General features: G+C 58.7%; 17 protein-coding genes. 13 read left to right on the plus strand and 4 right to left on the minus strand.

The genetic code is table 11. From position 1 onward, the window contains the following. Nucleotides 1-211 precede the first annotated feature (211 nt). The 7 genes from ACYQ15_RS05030 (at nt 212) to brnA (ending at nt 5,283) form a co-directional block, all read left to right on the plus strand. Complete coding sequence (locus ACYQ15_RS05030) at nt 212-1,135, plus strand: branched-chain amino acid ABC transporter permease (protein ID WP_459936429.1); 924 nt, start codon at nt 212-214, stop codon at nt 1,133-1,135. Between the two features lie 157 nt (nt 1,136-1,292). Next, nucleotides 1,293-2,306 (plus strand): branched-chain amino acid ABC transporter permease, encoded by a 1,014-nt coding sequence (locus ACYQ15_RS05035; RefSeq protein WP_459936430.1) that lies wholly within the window; start codon nt 1,293-1,295, stop codon nt 2,304-2,306. A gap of 18 nt (nt 2,307-2,324) precedes the next feature. Beyond that, nucleotides 2,325-3,092 carry an ABC transporter ATP-binding protein gene (locus tag ACYQ15_RS05040; RefSeq protein WP_459936431.1) on the plus strand — a complete coding sequence of 256 codons (768 nt, stop codon included), beginning with the start codon at nt 2,325-2,327 and terminating at the stop codon, nt 3,090-3,092. Next, complete coding sequence (locus tag ACYQ15_RS05045) at nt 3,089-3,814, plus strand: ABC transporter ATP-binding protein (RefSeq protein WP_459936432.1); 726 nt, start codon at nt 3,089-3,091, stop codon at nt 3,812-3,814. The genes ACYQ15_RS05040 and ACYQ15_RS05045 overlap by 4 nt, the downstream gene beginning before the upstream one ends. 273 nt (nt 3,815-4,087) lie before the next feature. After that, nucleotides 4,088-4,663 (plus strand): homoserine kinase, encoded by a 576-nt coding sequence (gene thrB / locus ACYQ15_RS05050; protein WP_459936433.1) that lies wholly within the window; start codon nt 4,088-4,090, stop codon nt 4,661-4,663. Nucleotides 4,664-4,751: 88 nt separating this feature from the next. Then, the gene (locus tag ACYQ15_RS05055) at nt 4,752-5,048 is read left to right on the plus strand and encodes a BrnT family toxin (RefSeq protein ID WP_459936434.1); all 297 of its coding nucleotides are present in this window, start codon (nt 4,752-4,754) and stop codon (nt 5,046-5,048) included. Then, nucleotides 5,017-5,283: a type II toxin-antitoxin system BrnA family antitoxin gene (brnA, locus tag ACYQ15_RS05060; protein WP_459936435.1), complete on the plus strand. Its 267-nt coding sequence runs from the start codon at nt 5,017-5,019 to the stop codon at nt 5,281-5,283. Before ACYQ15_RS05055 ends, brnA begins: the two co-directional genes overlap by 32 nt. A gap of 81 nt (nt 5,284-5,364) precedes the next feature. Here the strand turns inward: brnA and ACYQ15_RS05065 are convergent, their stop codons facing one another. Then, entirely contained in the window at nt 5,365-6,327 is a 963-nt protein-coding gene (locus ACYQ15_RS05065; protein ID WP_459936436.1) for a calcium/sodium antiporter, read from the minus strand. 179 nt (nt 6,328-6,506) lie between these two features. Here ACYQ15_RS05065 and ACYQ15_RS05070 point away from each other — a divergent pair, with 179 nt between their 5' ends. Further along, nucleotides 6,507-6,743, plus strand: a complete 237-nt coding sequence (locus tag ACYQ15_RS05070; protein ID WP_459936437.1) for a hypothetical protein — start codon at nt 6,507-6,509, stop codon at nt 6,741-6,743. A 5-nt stretch (nt 6,744-6,748) separates the two neighbouring features. After that, nucleotides 6,749-7,147 carry a type II toxin-antitoxin system VapC family toxin gene (locus ACYQ15_RS05075; RefSeq protein ID WP_459936438.1) on the plus strand — a complete coding sequence of 133 codons (399 nt, stop codon included), beginning with the start codon at nt 6,749-6,751 and terminating at the stop codon, nt 7,145-7,147. A gap of 195 nt (nt 7,148-7,342) precedes the next feature. On the opposite strand, the gene ACYQ15_RS05080 is transcribed toward ACYQ15_RS05075, so the two are convergent. Next, nucleotides 7,343-8,440 (minus strand): tRNA(5-methylaminomethyl-2-thiouridylate) methyltransferase, encoded by a 1,098-nt coding sequence (locus tag ACYQ15_RS05080; protein ID WP_459936439.1) that lies wholly within the window; start codon nt 8,438-8,440, stop codon nt 7,343-7,345. A 149-nt stretch (nt 8,441-8,589) separates the two neighbouring features. Between ACYQ15_RS05080 and recA the strand changes: the two genes are divergently transcribed. The 4 genes from recA to metG are packed head-to-tail and all read left to right on the plus strand — an operon-like array spanning nt 8,590 to nt 15,667. Further along, nucleotides 8,590-9,666, plus strand: a complete 1,077-nt coding sequence (gene recA / locus ACYQ15_RS05085) for a recombinase RecA (RefSeq protein WP_459936440.1) — start codon at nt 8,590-8,592, stop codon at nt 9,664-9,666. A gap of 39 nt (nt 9,667-9,705) precedes the next feature. Continuing rightward, entirely contained in the window at nt 9,706-12,345 is a 2,640-nt protein-coding gene (gene alaS / locus ACYQ15_RS05090) for an alanine--tRNA ligase (protein ID WP_459936441.1), read from the plus strand. A 10-nt stretch (nt 12,346-12,355) separates the two neighbouring features. Continuing rightward, the gene (locus tag ACYQ15_RS05095; RefSeq protein ID WP_459936442.1) at nt 12,356-13,651 is read left to right on the plus strand and encodes a PSP1 domain-containing protein; all 1,296 of its coding nucleotides are present in this window, start codon (nt 12,356-12,358) and stop codon (nt 13,649-13,651) included. A 21-nt stretch (nt 13,652-13,672) separates the two neighbouring features. Further along, on the plus strand, nt 13,673-15,667 hold the full coding sequence (gene metG / locus ACYQ15_RS05100) for a methionine--tRNA ligase (RefSeq protein ID WP_459936443.1): 1,995 nt from the start codon (nt 13,673-13,675) through the stop codon (nt 15,665-15,667). A gap of 216 nt (nt 15,668-15,883) precedes the next feature. Here metG and ACYQ15_RS05105 read toward each other — a convergent pair whose 3' ends face one another. Both ACYQ15_RS05105 and htpX read right to left on the minus strand, forming a co-directional pair. Further along, nucleotides 15,884-16,747, minus strand: coding sequence for a ribonuclease H-like domain-containing protein (locus ACYQ15_RS05105; protein WP_459936444.1), 864 nt, complete (start codon nt 16,745-16,747; stop codon nt 15,884-15,886). A gap of 445 nt (nt 16,748-17,192) precedes the next feature. Beyond that, nucleotides 17,193-18,083 carry a protease HtpX gene (htpX, locus tag ACYQ15_RS05110; RefSeq protein ID WP_459936445.1) on the minus strand — a complete coding sequence of 297 codons (891 nt, stop codon included), beginning with the start codon at nt 18,081-18,083 and terminating at the stop codon, nt 17,193-17,195. Nucleotides 18,084-18,448 lie beyond the last annotated feature (365 nt).

The following is an 18,448-nucleotide window of genomic DNA, read 5'->3' on the forward strand; positions in this document are numbered from 1 at the left end:
ACAGGAAAGGTCAGTTTCAAAAACTTGTGGCAAGCATGATTCGGATTCCCGCCTCAGGGGAACGACTTGTTTTTCAATGTCGTCCCTGAATCAGTCATCCCGGCGAAGCTTGTCCTCCTGTAGACGGTGAGCGGGTATCCAGTCCACTTTTACTCGGATGAGCTGAGAAGTTACTCATTTTTTTTTAATTTTTTTCTTTCGAGGCATTCCCGTGGAATCATTTTTTCAGAACATCATGAACGCCTTGCAATGGGGCAGTTTCTATTCCCTGATCGCCCTGGGGTACTGCCTGGTCTACGGCGTGTTGCGGCTGATCAACTTCGCCCACGGCGACATCTTCATGGTCGGGGCCTTCATCGCCTATTTCGCGGCCACCTTCCTGATGGGCATGTACACGGACTTTACCTTCGGCCTGCCCAACCATCTGGTGCTGCTGCTGACCATCCCCATCACCATGATTCTCACCGCGGGCGTGGGCGTGACCATCGAGCGGGTGGCCTACCGGCCGCTGCGCAACAAGGGCGCGCACCGGCTGTATGTAGTGATCACGGCCCTGATGTGCGGACTGATTCTGCAGCACGCCAACCTGGCCGTGCTCGGAGCGAGCCGACGCAGTTTTCCCGACTTGCTGGAACGGACCGTGTACACCGTCGGCGGAGTGACCTTCACCAACCTGCGGGTGATCACCATCGTCACCGCTCTGCTGGTTTTTGCCGGCCTGTACACCATCATCTCCAAAACGCGGATCGGCATGGCCATGCGGGCCATTTCCTACGATCGTTTCGCCATCCCGCTGATGGGCATTCCCGTGACCACCATCGTGGTGATCACCTTCATCATGGGCTCGTCCCTGGCCGGCCTGGCCGGATTGCTCTATTCCATGTCCTATCCCGTGCTGGAGCCGTACATGGGCGCGATGATCGGCTGGAAGGCCTTCATCGCCGCGGTGGTGGGTGGCATCGGCGACATTCGCGGAGCCTTCGTGGGCGGTTTCCTGCTCGGCTTTCTGGAGATCATGGTCGTGGCCTTCTTTCCATCCACGTTCCGGGATCTGATCGCCTTTTCCATTCTCCTGCTGATCCTGTCCCTGAAGCCCACGGGCATCTTCGGAACGGCCATCACCACGAAGATCTAGCAATAAACGATGCAGCCCCTGGCCGACTCTGCCTCGACTTCATGGCGCACGCCGCGCGGGGCGGTCTTTGCCGAGTTTCGGGCTGACTCCGGCCGGTTCGAGGAGCGCCGGCCGGGATTCGTACGTTTTCAACCTTCATCATAGGCGGACAGAAACCATGCAGCGTTTCACCATGCCCATTCTGCTGGCCGCGCTTTTTGCCGGGCTGATCGGCATGAGCCAGGGCGGAATGATCGATCTCTATATTCAGACCGTGATCATGTTCATGGGCATCAATATCATTCTTTCCTCCAGCCTGAACATCGTCAACGGCTACATGGGCGAATTTTCCTGCGGCCATGCCGGTTTCATGGCCGTCGGCGCCTATGTGTCCTCGCTGCTTTCGGTCTGGCTGCTCACCGACGACCGGGTTTTCGGTCCGGCGGTGCTCTCTCCGGAACTGGCCCTGGTCATCTTCCCCTTTTGCCTGCTGGGCGGTGCCGTGGCCGCGGCCCTGGCCGGGCTGCTGGTGGCCATCCCGTCCTTCAAGACCCGGGACGACTACCTGGCCATCATCACCATCGCTTCGCTGTACATCATCAAGAGCACCATCGAGAACATCAGCGCCATCGGCGGTCCCAGGGGCTTCATGGGCATGCGGTCCGTGGTGGTGTTCATGGAGGACGTGATCGAGCTGCCCTGGATGCTCATCTGGATCTTCATCTGCACCGTGTTCACCATCTGGATCATTCGGCGTTTCGTTTCCTCCACCTACGGCAAGGGCATCATTGCCGTGCGCCAGGACGAGGTGGCTGCGGAAATCATGAGCGTGAACACCAACAAGATGAAGGTGGTCGCCTTCATGCTCTCCTCGGGCCTGGCCGGCCTGGCGGGCGGCCTGTTTGCCCACGTGCTGGGCTACGTCAACCCCGGCGCCTTCGGCATCCTGAAGACCACGGAGATCATGGTCATGGTCTACCTGGGAGGCATGGGCTCCCTGACCGGTTCGGTGCTTTCCGCGGTCCTGTTCACCCTGCTGATGGAGGCCATGCGGCCGTTACAGATCATCAAGTGGGTGATCGTGCCCCTGATGCTGATCATTCTGATGCACTTCCGGCCCGAAGGAATCATGGGCAACCGGGAGCTGTCCGACATATTCCCGCGCCTGCGTCGCTGGTTTCAGTTCAAGTAGGACGTGGAGGAACGAAAAATGGCCTTGCTGGAAATACAATCAATGACCCAGATCTTCGGGGGCCTGTGCGCCCTTTCGGATTTCAACCTCCGCTTCGACGGCGGCGAACTCAACGGCCTGATCGGCCCCAACGGCGCGGGCAAGACCACGGTGTTCAATCTGGTCAGCGGCTTCTACAAGCCGACCCAGGGGCGGATTCTGTTCAAGGGCCGGGACACCAAGCCCTTGAAACCGCACAAGATCACCGCCCTGGGCGTGGCCCGGACCTTTCAGAACATCCGCCTCTGGCACGACATGACCGTGCTGGACAACATCCGTCTGGCCCGGCACCAGAATCTCGGATACAATCTGGCGGACGCCCTGCTGCGCACCAGGCGCTATCAGCGGGCCGAGGCGGATATCGAGCGCAACGCCCATGAGATTCTGGAGGCGCTGCAACTGGATCGCTATGCCCACGAGCGCCCCCGAAACCTGCCCTACGGCATGCAGCGCCGGGTGGAGATTGCCCGGGCCCTGGCGGTCAAGCCGGACCTGCTGCTCCTGGACGAACCCGCGGCCGGCTTGAACACCTCGGACGTGGACGGGCTGATCCAGCTCATCCGCTGGATCCACAAGGAATTCAAGCTGACCATCTGGATGATCGAACACCAGATGCAGGTGGTCATGAGTCTGTGCACCTGGATCAAGGTGATCGATTTCGGCTCGACCATTGCCGAAGGCACTCCGGAACAGATCCAGAACAACCCCGACGTGGTCAAAGCCTATCTGGGAGACGGTACGTTGTGATGCTTTCAGTCAAAAATCTCAAGGTCAAGTACGGCAACATCGAGGCCCTGCACGGAATCAGCTTTCACGTCAATGAAGGCGAGGTGGTCACCCTCATCGGCGCCAACGGCGCGGGCAAGTCCACCACGCTGATGTCCGTGGCCCGCCTGCCCCCGCCGGAGGGTCCCAGGGTCACGGAAGGCGAGATCCTGTTCCAGGGCAAGAATCTGCTCAAGACCCCGGCCCATGAAGTGGTGAGCAAGCTGAAGATGGCCCTGTGCCCCGAGGGCCGGCACATTTTCGGCAACCTCACGGTGATGGAGAACCTGAAGCTGGCCACCTACTCCCGCAATCCCGGCGAGAACCTGGAAGCTGAATACCGGCACATCTTCGACCTCTTTCCCCGGCTGCACGAGCGCCGCCACCAGCGCAGCGAGTCCCTGAGCGGCGGCGAGCAGCAGATGCTGGCCGTGAGCCGGGCCCTGATGACCGGATGCAAGTTCCTGATGCTGGACGAACCTTCCATGGGACTGGCGCCGCTGCTGATGTACGACATGTTCCGGGCCCTGAAGCGCTTGAACCAGGGCGGCATGACCATCCTGCTGGTGGAGCAGAACGCCAAGCTGGCCCTGCAGTTCGCCCACCGGGCCTACGTCCTGGACACCGGCGCCATCCGCCTGGAAGGACCCTGCTCCGAACTCATGGATCACCCGGACATCAAGAAGGCGTATCTGGGAGGGTGAAGGTGAGGGCGGAGGGCTGAGGAGATGATGTTCTTTGCCCATGTTCGTTGTTCTTCGTTGGGGATGACGTGGATTACTGAAAACTGAGCGTAACTATGATATCGGGTTCGGTGTCGATATCGGTATCGAAAATAAAGCCATGTGAAGACTCCTCAACGTTTTGAAACCGATTCCGACCCCGATACCGACACCGAACCCGATTATCGGAGGCAGATCGCACAACTTGTGCTGAAGAGTTACCCTGAAACTTGATTTACCATCTTCTGACTTTCCATGCCTTCACCATTTCCGGATCTTCGACTGTCCAACCCTGATTACGCTCCGAAAACCGTGCCCTGCGTCAGCCTGATCGGCATGGCCGGGGCCGGGAAAAGCACTCTTGGTCGCGCCCTGGCCGAACGTCTGGGGTGGGCTTTGGTGGATACGGATCGGCTGATGGAGGCCCATTGGGGCGCTCCCTTGCAGCACTTGCTGGATCGCTTCGGGCTGGAAGGTTTCTTGCGGGCCGAGGAAGACGTGGTGGCGAAGCTCTGGCTGTGGCGGACCGTGGTGGCCACCGGCGGGAGCGTGGTCTATGGGCCCCGGGCGGTGCGGCGTCTGCGGGAACTGGGGCCGGTGATTTATCTGCGGGTTGAAGTGGGCACGATCTGCGAGCGGGTCCGCGACGCCCGGGGGCGAGGGCTGGCCCGACGGCCGGGGCAAAGCCTGGAAGAACTGTACGCGGAACGCGAACCCCTGTACCGGGAGGCGGCTGACCTGGTTCTGGACATGGATGACTGTTCCGTTGACAGTGCCCTTGACCGGCTCTGCTCGTGGTTGCAGGAGCAACTTTCCTTCAAAAGCCCTTGAGACGTACAGGCAATTTTCATTCCCCTCCCATACCCTTCCGAGTATTTTGCGCGTCAGGCTCATAATTTGTTGCAATGAGCAAAACAATATGTACAAATTAGCCATGAAGTTCGAATGGGACCCAATGAAAAATGCCGCCAATCAGAAAAAGCATGGCATCAGCTTTAAAAAAGCCGGCGCACTATGGGCCGATCCTGAACGCCTGGAAATCTTGGCCCCGTATCCGTTGGAAAACAGGCATATCCTGATCGGCAAAATCGACGAAAGTTTATGGGTGGCCATTTATACCATGAGAAACGCCACGGTGCGAATTATCTCTGTAAGAAGGGCCAGGAAAAAGGAAAAGGTGCTCTATGAGCAAGTCAACGCTTGCCACGAACAATGAAGAATTTGATCGTCGGTTTGATGATGGTGAAGATATCCACAACCTGATCGATTTCTCTCAGGCCGTCACAGTCAGGCCGGGGAAAAAATGCCGGATCACCTTGGACGTCAGCCAATCGCTGGTAGATGCCATTGATCGAATTCGTTGCCAAATCGGAGTTGATCGCGGCGCCCTGATCAAGGTCTGGCTCCACGAACGGGTGCAAGAGGAACTCCGGCACGGTCAGATCAGGTAAGATATCCCCCACGGAATATAGAGAATACACGGAAGCGAAACCGATTATTGCCCAAGGCGCTACCAGGCGCTGTAACCTGGATCACGCGCCGGAAATATCCATGCCCCAGCGAAACAGGGCCAGGCAGATCAGCAGTGCGCCTTCGGTTCTGGAAATCCGCCAGTTGCTGCGGATGAAGAACAGGACCAGCAGCATCATCAGGTTGAGCAGGAGCATGGAGAGCAGGGCGCTGTGGGGCGCGTACAAAGGCTTGATGAGCATGGTCAGACCGAGGACGCCGGCGAAATTGAAGATGTCGCTGCCCAGCAGATTGCCCAGAATCATGTCGTTGCGTCCCTTGAGGGAAGCAGCAAGACAGGTGGCCAGTTCGGGCAGGGATGTTCCGCCGGCGACAATGGTCACGCCGATGACCCACTGACTGACGCCGAAGATCAGGGCCAGTTCCGTGGCCGACTGAACCATGAATTTTCCTCCCAGAGCCACTCCCAAAAAGCCGGCAAAGAGCAACGGGTAGTTGCGCCATGTTGCCACCGGTTCCGGTTTTCCAGAAAGAACATCGCTGCCGGGGGTGATGGTGGCTTCGGCAATGGCCCTTGGCGCCCTGGAGAACAAATATCCGACATATCCGAGCAGGACGGCCAGAAGCAGCATGCCGGACCAGCGGCCCAGGAAGTCCAGGGCAATAAAGGCCATCATGAGCATGGTCAGTCCCAGCAGCACGCCGCCGTCCCGGTAGAGCAGGATGGGGTGGGTCGAGATGGGTCGGATTAGGGCCACCAGCCCGAGAATCAGTCCCAGGTTGAAGATGTTGGACCCCAGGATGTTGGACAGGGAGATCTCGGCCAGTCCCTGGTAGGCCGCGGTGACCGTGACCAGGAACTCGGGGGCGGATGTTCCGGCGGCCACGATGGTCAGGCCGATGACCAGTTCGGAAATGCCCAGGCGACGGGCAATGGCTGCCGCGTTGTCCACAATGAGGTCTGCGCCCTTCCAGAGCAGTGCGGCGCTGAAGACGATGAGCAGAAGATTGACGAGTATATCCATTGGCGGTCTGTTGAGCGGGCTGGTCAGGGTTGTGACGGGGCATGCGCATCCGCGGGACGACCTTGAATGGCTGGGCAGCCGGCGAGGCCCCCGGATTTCGAAGGTTTGTCTTGACCAGGACGTCTGGCTAACTGTATAGTTTCGAGTGTCAAGTTCATAATTGCCCTCGGGAGGTCGTCATGCAGGCCAGCGCTCTGGATCTTCGCTACAATACCAAACAGATTATACAGGCACTTGAACGGAATGAACAGGTACAGATTTTTTATCGCGGAAAATTAAAAGGGATTATTCATGCCGTGGATTCCGAAAGAAAAACAGGAAGCCTCAGGGAACACCCCTTTTTCGGTATGACCTGTGCCGGGCAACCGGACGTTGACGAAGTCATGAACGAGCTGCGGCAGGTACGCAGTGGATAATCGTGATGCTTTTTGACACTGATGTGTTGATCTGGGTTCAGAGAGGCAACCTTGGGGCGCTGGAACTGGTTGAAAATTGTAAGCATCCGGCAATTTCCATCTACACTTACATGGAACTGCTGCAATGCGCCAGGAACAAAGTCCAGCATGGAATCATTCGAGCATTCATCAGGGACGCCGGAATCAGGATTTTGCCTCTGAACGATGCCATTGGACAAAGAGCCGCGATTTACGTTGAACGACATGGCTTGGCGGATGGTCTGCGTGCCGGTGACGCCATCATCGCCGCGACGGCCATGGAGTTCGGACTGGTGCTTTGCAGCGCCAACCGCAAACATTTCCAGGCCATCCCCGAGCTGGATTTGCGTGTTTTTCAGGTTGACGGTGATAATCCCGGGAGCTGACTGTTCCCCAAAATCCTCAATCTTATGTCTCATCACCCGTAACTGCTCAATAAGGCAGGGCAACCAACCACCGCGGATCCGTGCTGCCTGGATAGCGGAACGCGCCGGCCTGCGCCGGTATGACGGAGTGGAGTACCTCGAAAGCGAGTTCTCTCGGTCGTCACCCCGGCGCAGGCCGGGGTCCAGGTGTTTTTTCTAGGATTCACTGCCCGGAGTTATTGAGTAGTTACCATCACCCTGATCCCGCGCAAACCGCTCCTGCTTCTCCTGCCGTGTTTCCTCCCAGGTGAATTCCTTCCATGCCGGCGGATCATTATTCGTCTGGGCAGGACTCTCCAGATGACTTGAACGTGCGTCCCGGACAAACCGGATTCGGGCGGATTGGTCCGGCGGGCGTTTTTTGGCGCTGAATCCGGCCACGAAGGCCGCGGCCCGGCGCACGTCCTCCTCGGTCCAGGCAATGCCGGGTTTGGATCGTCCCAGGGCCTGCGGCCCCTGGACGTCCACGGCCTTGAACAGGAAATCCTCGCTGGTGGCCATGCCCTCCAGGGCCTCGTTGTCGGCCTTGTTGCGGCCGACCACCATCCAGAGCCGGCCGTTCCAGTACTGGCGTCCGATATTGGCCAGGGCAAAATCCTGGGGGTTCGGGTCGGGGATGCGCGTGAGCACCGGCCAGAAGCGTTTCGCCGATTCCCGTTCAGCCAGCAGGCAGCCTCCGGCGGGAGTGGGGATTTCAGTCAGGCCGTATTCCGCGGCGAGCCGGAGCTGATCCTTGCGTCCGCGGCCGGAAATGGTGTGCAGTCTGGATCGGTCCACAAGCCCCTCCCGTTCCATGGGCGTGGGTTCGAGGTGGCCGGCACAGAGTGGGCGGAGCAGGAGATCGCGGACATCGGCCTGCTTGCTGATCACGTTCAGGGTATCCCGACGCTGGGACATGGGACGCTGGCCGAGAACCTCGCCGCTGACCAGAAATCGGGCGCCGTATGTCGGCAGCAGGGATTTGGCCCTGGTCAGCATGGTGATCTTGCAGTCCACGCAGGGGTTGAGCACCTTACCGAAACCGAAGCGCGGTCCCGAGAGCAGCAGGTCGATGAATTCCTGGTGAACGTCGATGGGCTGGATTTCCAGGTCGTAGATTCGTTCCCAGTGTTCTATTCGGTTCGGATGGCCGAAAAAGGGCGAGCAGAAATGCAGGCCGAGAATGCGCAGGCCTTGGGCCTGCAGCGTTTTCATGGCCAGAATGCTGTCCAGGCCTCCGGAAAAAAGAGCCAAGGCATGATAGGTGTCGGGCATCCCGCCATGGTATCCGAGGCGTTAGCCTGTGGCAATCGGGAACGAAACCCTGTTGCCCATGTTCATGTCTTTTGCTATTCACGACGACTTTCGTTTCATCAATTTTTGAGAGTAGCCCATGGATTGAACATGGACCAAGGAGATGAATCATGGCTCGTAAACCCGCGGTGGAACCCCAGGATGCCCGCCGGGAGGCATTGCAGACAGCGCTGACGACCATTGAACGTAAATATGGTCAAGGGTCGGTGATGCGTCTTTCAGATGATGCGCATCAGGCCATCGAGATCATTCCCACTGGATCCATCGGCCTGGATCTGGCACTGGGCATCGGAGGGATCCCCCGGGGCCGGGTGATCGAAATCTACGGGCCGGAGTCCTCGGGCAAGACCACCATGACCCTGCACATGATCGCCGAGGCCCAGAAGCTGGGCGGAGTGTGCGCGTTCATTGACGCGGAACACGCCCTGGACGTGACCTATGCCCGAAGACTGGGGGTGAAGACGGACGAGCTGCTCATCTCCCAGCCGGACTACGGCGAGCAGGCCCTGGACATCGCGGACATGCTCGTGCGCTCCGGCGGCGTGGACCTGATCGTCATCGACTCCGTGGCGGCCCTGATTCCCCAGTCCGAACTGGAAGGCAACATGGGCGAGACCCAGGTCGGTTCCCAGGCCCGGCTGATGTCCCATGCCCTGCGCAAGCTCACGGCGACCATCCACAAGTCCAAGACATCGGTTCTGTTCATCAACCAGATCCGAATGAAGATCGGCGTGGTGGGCTACGGCAGCCCGGAAACAACGCCCGGCGGCAACGCCCTCAAGTTCTACGCTTCCGTGCGCCTGGACATCCGCCGCATCCAGACTCTCAAGGACAAGGACGAGTCCATCGGCATCAAGGCCCGGGTCAAGGTGGTCAAGAACAAGGTCGCTCCCCCGTTCCGGGAAGCGGTTTTCGACATCATGTACGGTACGGGTATTTCCCGGGAAGGCGAGATCCTGGAACTGGGCGTGGAACACAAGATCGTGGACAAGAGCGGTTCATGGTTCTCTTTCGGTTCCGAGCGGTTGGGGCAGGGCTACGAAAACGTCCGCGCTTTTCTTCAGGAGAATCCGGATCTGCGGCAAACCATCGAGGTCCAACTGCTGCGACACCTGGGTGTGGGAAATGCTTCCGGCGCAGAGGACGATCCGGCGGTGGAATCCTCCATTTCCGGGGAAGCATCGTAACCATTTCGCCGGCCATGCCGGTTCAGGAGCATTGATACAGTGATGACCGCTGAAACCATTCGCCGACGTTTTCTGGATTTTTTTGCCCGCAACGGCCATGAAATCGTCCCCAGTTCTTCGCTGGTGCCCCGGGAGGACCCGACCCTGCTGTTCACCAACGCGGGCATGGTTCAGTTCAAGAAAGCCTTTCTGGGGCAGGAAAAACGCGCCTCCAACCGGGCCGTGAGTTCCCAGAAATGCCTGCGCGTGGGCGGCAAGCACAACGACCTGGAAAATGTCGGACGCACGGCCAGACACCACACCTTTTTCGAGATGCTCGGCAATTTCTCCTTCGGCGACTATTTCAAGACCGAAGCCATTGACTTTGCCTGGCGCTTCCTGACCCAGGAACTGGGCCTGCCCAAGGAGCGACTGCATGTCACGGTCTTCCGGGATGACGACGAAGCCATCGGAATCTGGGAGCAGGTGGCGGCCATACCCCGCGAGCGTATTTTCCGCCTGGATGAAAAGGACAATTTCTGGTCCATGGGCGATACCGGCCCCTGCGGGCCCTGTTCGGAGATCCTCATCGACCAGGGCGAAGCCATGTCCTGCGGCCCGGACTGCGGCATCGGCCGGTGCGATTGCGACCGGTATCTGGAAATCTGGAATCTGGTGTTCATGCAGTACGAACGCGACGCTTCCGGAACACTGCATCCCTTGCCCAAGCCGAGCATCGACACCGGCATGGGGCTGGAGCGGATCAGCGCGGTCTGCCAGGGAGTCTTCTCCAACTTCGATTCCGACCTGTTCACTCCATTGATTGCTCATATCAGCGATCTTTCCGGCAGGCAGTACGGCGAATCCGAGGAAAGCGACACAGCCATGCGCGTCATCGCGGATCACAGCCGGTCCGTGGCCTTCCTGGTGGCCGACGGCATCGTGCCCTCCAACGAGGGACGCGGCTACGTCCTGCGCCGGTTGATCCGCCGCGCCTTCCGATTCGGGAGACTGCTTGGGCTTTCCGGGCCGTTTTTGCACAAGGTCTGCGACGATGTATCCGAACGCATGGGAGGAACCTTTCCCGAGCTGCTGGAGAACAGGACGTTCATGGTCCGGGTGGTGAGCCAGGAAGAGGAGCGCTTCGGCCAGACCCTGGACAAGGGACTGAAGCTGCTTTCCGAAGAGCTGGAGGCCATTGCCGGCCGCGGCGAGCGGCAGGTTTCCGGGGAAACGGTCTTCAAGCTCTACGACACCTTCGGATTTCCCCTGGATATCGTTCACGACGTGGCCGGCAAGCAGGGCTTCGGAGTGGACGAGGACGGGTTCCGGGCCTGCATGGCTGAACAGAAGTCGCGGGCCAAGAAGGCCTGGAAGGGCAGCGGGGAAAACGATCCCGCGGTCATGTTCGGCCACATGCTGGAGTCCGGGATGACCACCCGATTCGTGGGCTATGATGAATTCGTGGTCCCCAGCCGGATCACGGCCCTGACCGATGCCCGCGGCGAAAGCGTGGAAAAGCTCCTGACAGGTGAGCAGGGCTGGCTGGTGGCGGCCAGGACGCCGTTCTACGCGGCCTCCGGTGGACAGGTGGGCGACCAGGGCGAGGTGCGCACGGTTACCGGTCTGGCGCTTGTGGACGATGTTGTCAAGGTTGGTCCGGATCTGGCGGTACAGCGGGTCACCGTCCGGGAGGGCGAGCTGTTCCTGGACCAGGAGGCGGAACTGGCCGTGGGTGAACAATTGCGTCTGGACACGGCCCGGCATCACACCTGCACCCATCTGCTGCAGGCCGCTTTGCGCACGGTCCTGGGCGATCATGTCCGCCAGGCCGGCTCCTTTGTTTCGCCGGAAATCCTGCGCTTCGACTTCACCCATACCATGGCCATGACCGCCGACGAGCTGCGGGCCGTGGAAGACGCGGTGAATCAGGCCATTATGGCGGATGTGGCCCTGGACGTGGTCATGACCACGCCGGAGGAAGCCCAGCAGCGCGGCGCCCTGGCCTTTTTCGGCGAGAAATACGGCCTTGAGGTGCGCGTGGTCAGCGTGCCCGGCTACTCGACGGAGTTGTGCGGCGGCACCCATCTGCGCTCCACCGGGCAGGCCGGTAGTTTCGTCGTTCTCTCGGAATCCGGGATCGCCGCCGGTGTGCGCAGGATTGAGGCTCTGGCCGGGACCAGAGCCCTGGCGCACTGGCGGAATCAGGCGGCCCTGCTGCGGGAGGCCGCGGCCCTGATGAAGGTGAGCCCAACCGGCCTGCCGGAAAAAATTCAGGCCCTGCTGGCTCAGAACCGGGACATTACGAAACAGAAGGAAGCCCTGGAAGGCCAGTTGCTCTCCGGAAAAGGCAAGGACCTTCTGGCCCGCCTTGAGGACGTGGGCGGCGTTGCGCTCCTGGCCACGGCCGTGGATGTCCGGGACGTAAAGGCCATGCGGGACATGATGGACGATTTGCGTTCAAAGATGTCTTCCGGAGTGATCGTTCTGGTAGCCGAGACGGACGGCAAGGCCATGCTCATCGTGTCGGTGAGCAAGGATCTGCATGACCGGTTCACGGCTTCCTCCCTGGTCAAGTCCCTGGCGCCCCTGGTGGGCGGCAGCGGCGGGGGACGACCGGACATGGCCCAGGCCGGTGGCGGCAATCCGGCCGGAATACCCCAGGTGCTCGAACATGTAAGGCAGCTGGTGTCGGCATGATGGGAGCGGTATGAGCAATATCCTGGCCGTTTGCATTGCTTCCGGAAACCGGTTGCTCTTCTACCGCTCAGAACCGTATGTCGTCACGGTGGGCGACCACGTTCTGGTTCAGGTGGATGGTGAAATCCACATGGGCAAGGTGGAACGCACCACGCCCATGGCAGTATTTGAAAGCAGCGGGTCGAAGCTTCCGGATGTTTCGACCCAGGAAAGGGTCAAGGTGCTGTATACCGAGACCTCCGCGAACTCCGCCCCGGATGCACCTTCCGTCCCGTCCAGGGACACAGCTGAGCCGTCACGGCAGCAGCCTGTCGAAACCAAGTCCGTGCCATGCGGTGAAAATTCCAATTCCATGCGGTCCCTGGAGGATCTGCAGGCAATTTTTCGACCAGCCACCGAGGAAGACCTGATCCGTGACCGCGACAACCGCGAACTAGCCCGCAATGCCCATGAGTATTGTCGGCATTGCATCGAGGAACGCGCTCTGGACATGAAACTGGTGGAGGTGGAAGTCCTTTTTGACGGCAGCAAGATCATTTTCTACTTCACGGCGCCGAACCGGATCGACTTCCGGGAGTTGGTCAAGGATCTGGTCAGATCCTACCGCACGCGCATTGAACTGCGCCAGATCGGCGCGCGTCATGAAACGCAGATGCTCGGTGGTCTTGGCAATTGCGGGCAGCTTGTCTGCTGCCAGCGATTCCTGCGGCAGTTTGCGCCCTCGACCATCAAGATGGCCAAGGAACAGAATTTGTTTCTGAATCCGGCGAAGATTTCCGGAGTATGCAACCGTCTGCTGTGCTGCCTGAGTTTCGAGCAGCCCAATTATGATGAATTTCTGAATCAATGCCCGAAGATCGGGAAGCGGTACACAACGCTTCTCGGTTCGGCCAAAGTCATTCGGGCCAACTATTTCCGGCGTACCCTGTCCGTGTTCATGGAACCGGGGGGTGAAAAGGAAATCGACCTGGATGAATGGAAGCGAATCCTGTCCGGATCGCGGGAACCGGTGCAACCGACACGGCCGGAACAGCCTGTCCATCCGAAAAACTGCAAGATGCTTCAGGATGGGATCAAGGCAGCCGCGGAAACCGCCTCCCCGAAACCGGAAGCGAATTCCGTCCCATCGGGCAGCGAATCCGTTTCGGAATCTCAGCCGCCTAAGAAATCCCGGAAGTCCGGTCGAAAACCGCCGTGCCAGGACGAACCTGTCACCGACAATCCCGGTAAATCCAAGCGTCGTTCCCGTTCTTCCCGTCGTAAATCCAATAAGCAGCAGGCGTCCGCAACTCCGGACAAGAGCTGAAACACCGCGCAGAGGTTTTCCTTGCAATCCTTTTTTCTATCCACCCCTATCTACTATGTGAATGCCAAACCCCATCTGGGGCACGCCTATACCACTGCCGTGGCCGATTCCATGATCCGGTTTCAAAAGCTGATGGGGAGGGATACTTTTTTTCTGACCGGCACGGACGAGCATGGCGACAAGATCGTTCAGGCCGCCGAGGCCAACGCCGAAACTCCCCAGGCCTATGTGGACACGATCAGCGCCCGGTTCCGATCCCTCTGGAGCGAGTTGGGCTTGGAGCCCGATGATTTCATCCGGACCACCGAGCCCCGGCATATTCGAATCGTGCAGCGTTTCCTGCAGCTCATCTACGATCGCGGGGACATCTATCACGGGGAGTACGGCGGGCACTACTGCTTCGGCTGCGAGCGATTCTACACCGAAAAGGAGCTTCGGGACGGTCTATGCCCGGACCACCTCACGGCGCCGGAATTCATCCAGGAGAAGAACTATTTTTTTCGAATGTCCAAGTACCTGGTGCCGCTGCGGGAACACATCGAGGCCAACCCGGACTTCATCCGCCCGGAGCGCTATCGCAACGAAGTCCTGGGGCTGCTGCGCGAGGATCTGGGGGATCTCTGCATTTCCCGCCCCAAAAGCCGCTTGTCCTGGGGCATTGAGCTGCCCTTTGACACGGACTACGTGACCTATGTCTGGTTCGACGCGCTCCTGAACTACATCAGCGCCCTGGAATGGCCGGAGGGCGAGCGGTTTCAGCGCTACTGGCCCCAGGCCCAGCATCTGGTGGCCAAGGACATCCTCAAGCCCCACGCCATATTCTGGCCTTGCATGCTCCTGTCCGCCGGTGTGCCGCTGTACAGGCACCTCAACGTCCACGGCTACTGGCTGGTCCAGGACACCAAGATGAGCAAAAGCCTGGGCAACGTGGTGGAGCCGCTGGATTTTGCCAAGAAGTACGGGCGCGGTCCGTTTCGGTATTTTCTGTTGCGGGAGATGCAGTTCGGGCAGGATGCCAATGTGTCCGAGGATGCCTTGCGGATGCGGTTCAACGCGGACCTGGCCAATGACCTGGGAAACCTGTTCAGCCGCGTGCTGAGCATGACCCACAAGTATTTTCAGGGTAAGGTTCCCGCCCCGGGTCCCATCCGGCAGGCAGAGGAAGAGCTGCATGTCCTGGCCTCGGAGTGCCTGGAAAATTTTCAGGCCCATTTCCAGCGTTTCCAGTTTTCAATTGCCCTGGAATCCCTGTGGACCCTTGTCCGGGCGCTGAACAAGTACGTGGACGCGTCCCAGCCCTGGACCCTGTTCAAGGAGCAACGCAGCGAGGAACTGGGTACGGTGATGTACACGCTCCTCGAAGGCATGCGCAAGGTTGCCGTTCATCTCTGGCCGGTGATGCCCGAAGAAAGCGAAACCATGCTGGCCCAGCTCGGCGATCGCAGGCCCGCGAAGTTATGGCCGCATTTGGCGGATGAGGTCTTGCGCTGGGGAGCACTGGAGCCTGGAACGGAAGTCGCCCAATCCTCCAGCCTTTTTCCCCGGCTGGAAACAGCGAAGTCGGCACAAAGCCGCGACGAGAATGCCGCGGCTTTGAAAACCGGAAAGCCCAAGACCAAGGACGCCGACAGCTCGCCCGGCTCCGGAGCAATCGCATCCGAAGTTGCCAAGGCTGCTGAATCCACTCCGGAATTGTTGGAATTTGCCGATTTTCAGCGCCTGGATCTTCGTGTGGGTACAGTACTCTCAGCCGAGCCGGTCAAGGGAGCGGACAAGCTGTTGCATCTGCACGTTGACCTGGCTGAACCCGAGGCGCGGAGCATCGTGGCCGGTATCGCCGAGTACTGGAAGCCGGATGATCTGGTGGGTCGCCAAGTCGTGGTGGTGGCCAACCTGAAGCCCCGCAAATTGCGCGGAGCCTTGTCCCAGGGCATGGTCCTGGCCGTGCATGCTCCGGAAGGGCTTCGCCTTCTCGCTCCCTCGGATCAGGTCCCGCCCGGAAGCAAGGTTTCGTAGATCCGGAACATCCCTAACACGACAACGACATTTGTAGAAACAACGATACCGCTGGAGATTAACCACGGGGATCACGGGGGAAACGGGGAACATATCCCGTAAAAATCATGATTTCTTCCCAGTGCCCCCCCGTGTGCCCCGTGGTTAAACAACTTGTTCCATGATGGAAATGGAAGTGTCGATATAGTGCTAAGGATGCATGCCGATGCGGGATGTTTACCCTTTGCTGTGATCCCCCCATTGGGACAGAAAGCGCAGGCCGAAGCGTTTGCGGATGCGCTGAATGATCTCTTCATGAGCGCGGTGAGGATTTTTCGCTATGTCCGGGCAGGGCACCGGAGCCACATGAAAGGGCGTTTCCCTGAGTTTGGCCTCGTAGGCATGGGCCAGCAGAACGGGCATGGAGAGGACATCCGCGGCGTTATAAGCCAATAACGTTTCCAGGGCCCGTTCATCACCGGTGGTCTGGTATTCGTGCCAGAGCAGCACGGCAAAATATCCGTCCAAGCCTTCCAGTTCATCCCGACTCAGCCCCAGACGGCGTTCACAGGCCTTCAGCCCGCCAGTAATCCCGACAGACCGCAATACAAAGCGAAGATCCACATGGGCCTTGGGCAATTGCGCCTGGAGTTCGCGTTCGAGAATCGGACCGTCGAAGCACCGTCCATTGAACGTGACCAACAAGGAATATTCCAGGATATCGTCGCAGAACGACTCCAGATCGCGGCCCTGGACATACGTGCGCAGCCGCTTGCCGTCGTAAAGGGCGATGGTCGTGATCCGGATCTCTCCGTCATCATTGGTGGTTTCGATATCCACGAAGGCCGCTCGATCATTGAAATGGGAACAAAGCCGCCAGGTTTCCGACTTGGGCAGACATTGGGCGAACCAGTCAGCTTCCCCGTTGTGCAGGCGTTCAGTGGATTCTTCCAATGTTATCAGGGCAGTCTTGGAAAGCAGTTTCGGATGTTTTTGGCCGTTGCTCAGGGCATCCTCCCAGGTCGGAATGCCGGCCTCCCAGATTTTTCGTTCCTTGATATTTCCGATGCGCGGGATATGGCAGAATGTATTGATGAGCATTGCCTGGTCCTGAGTGGGGATAAAGGGTTATGGGGACGACGGTCTGCTTCCATTTCAACTGTTATTCCGTAAACGCCGCTGCCTCAACTCATTTTCGCCGGTGTGGCTGCTCATCCAAGGACCGGTTGACCTTGATTTTTTGTAACTATCAGCTTCGTTCCGGCTTGTCTCGATTTTTCGGCCTCGCAACTTCTTTGCCGACTTCGGAACATCGAACCATCGCTTGAATAAACATCCATTGACGCTTCAGGCGTTTGACAATGGTTCGATGAATGAATCCTGGCTCAGTCAGACAGGCGAGGCCCAAAAAATGAGACAAGCCGGAACAATCCAAGTATCTCATGAAAAGTGCTGAGTAGTTACGAATTTTCGGCAGGATTGCAAAAAAAAACCGCCATTCGGACAGCCGAATGGCGGACTTGATCACTTGGAAAGACCGCCGGAGCTATTGGACGCTTTTGCCCTGCAAAGCGGCAATGCGGTGTTCCAGGGGCGGGTGGGTCATGAACAGCATTTTCAGGCCATGGTCGCCGGTCTTGCCGCTGATGCCGAAGGAACTCATCTGTTCCGGCAAAGGTTCGGTCATGCTCTTGCGCAGCTTTTCCAGGGCCGAGATCATCTTCTCGCGTCCGGCCAGGTTCGCGCCGCCGGCGTCGGCCCGAAATTCCCGTTGCCGGCTGAACCAGAAAACGATGGTGCTGGCCAGAATGCCAAAAACGATCTGGGCAATGATGCTGGTTATGAAAAAGCCGATCCCCAAGCCCTCTTCGTTCTTGAGAATCACGCGGTCCACGAAGTAGCCCACAACGCGGGAAATGAAGATCACAAAGGTGTTGACCACGCCCTGGACCAGGGTCAGGGTGACCATGTCCCCGTTGGCGATATGGCTGACTTCATGGGCCAGAACGGCCTCGACCTCGTCCTTGTTCATGACCCGCATCAAGCCCGTACTGACCGCGACCAGGGAGCTGTTCTTGGTCATGCCGGTGGCAAAGGCGTTGGGAGTGTCCTGATCGAAAATGGCGACTTCAGGCATGCCGATGCCGGCGCGTGCGGCCTGGGATTTCACGGTTTCCACCAGCCATGCCTCGGCCTGATTGCGCGGCGTGGTGATGACCTGGGCTCCGGTCAACCTTTTCGCCATCCACTTGGACATGGCCAGGGAGATGAATGAACCGCCAAAACCGAATACAGCGGCAAACAGCAACAGGCTGCCGTAATCAAGACCGACGCCGGTTTCATCGAGAATGCCGGTGAATCCCAACAGAGACAAAACGATGCTGAGAACAAGAATGACTGCAATGTTTGTCAGCAGGAAAAGGACTATGCGTTTCATGTTTTCGATATCCTCCAGACTAAAGCTTTTTGACGTGTTTTGAGATGCATAGGGACGCGCGACTCAGTCGAATCATATAAACAATCTTTCAGCATGAGGCAAGATTGAACGTTTCAGGCAGCAGGAAAGATTTGCTCTCCCGGTTGATTTTTCTGTTTTGGCTGGATCGAAACTCCTTCGACGGCTTCGTACCATCAAGCCGTAGCGCGGCAACTTCCCTGTTATATACAGTATTAACGGATTGAAGCGGAGCTGATGAATCCTGGACAGGCGACAGGTAATGCCTGGTGCTGATTGTTCCGGGTTGTGCCGCAACCTCCGTTTCTTCCCGCCTGATATCCGTTCTCCAGCCTCTCTGGTGCCGC

This window comes from Desulfonatronum parangueonense (assembly GCF_054656975.1).

Coding starts and splice junctions, on each gene's coding strand:
- thrB (WP_459936433.1), top strand. CDS start 4,088: ATGCCTTCACCATTTCCGGATCTTCGACTGTCCAACCCTGATTACGCT.
- htpX (WP_459936445.1), bottom strand. CDS start 18,083: ATGAAACGCATAGTCCTTTTCCTGCTGACAAACATTGCAGTCATTCTT.
- ACYQ15_RS05075 (WP_459936438.1), top strand. CDS start 6,749: ATGCTTTTTGACACTGATGTGTTGATCTGGGTTCAGAGAGGCAACCTT.
- ACYQ15_RS05070 (WP_459936437.1), top strand. CDS start 6,507: ATGCAGGCCAGCGCTCTGGATCTTCGCTACAATACCAAACAGATTATA.
- brnA (WP_459936435.1), top strand. CDS start 5,017: ATGAGCAAGTCAACGCTTGCCACGAACAATGAAGAATTTGATCGTCGG.
- recA (WP_459936440.1), top strand. CDS start 8,590: ATGGCTCGTAAACCCGCGGTGGAACCCCAGGATGCCCGCCGGGAGGCA.
- ACYQ15_RS05065 (WP_459936436.1), bottom strand. CDS start 6,327: ATGGATATACTCGTCAATCTTCTGCTCATCGTCTTCAGCGCCGCACTG.
- ACYQ15_RS05035 (WP_459936430.1), top strand. CDS start 1,293: ATGCAGCGTTTCACCATGCCCATTCTGCTGGCCGCGCTTTTTGCCGGG.
- ACYQ15_RS05080 (WP_459936439.1), bottom strand. CDS start 8,440: ATGCCCGACACCTATCATGCCTTGGCTCTTTTTTCCGGAGGCCTGGAC.
- ACYQ15_RS05095 (WP_459936442.1), top strand. CDS start 12,356: ATGAGCAATATCCTGGCCGTTTGCATTGCTTCCGGAAACCGGTTGCTC.
- ACYQ15_RS05105 (WP_459936444.1), bottom strand. CDS start 16,747: ATGCTCATCAATACATTCTGCCATATCCCGCGCATCGGAAATATCAAG.
- ACYQ15_RS05040 (WP_459936431.1), top strand. CDS start 2,325: ATGGCCTTGCTGGAAATACAATCAATGACCCAGATCTTCGGGGGCCTG.
- ACYQ15_RS05055 (WP_459936434.1), top strand. CDS start 4,752: ATGTACAAATTAGCCATGAAGTTCGAATGGGACCCAATGAAAAATGCC.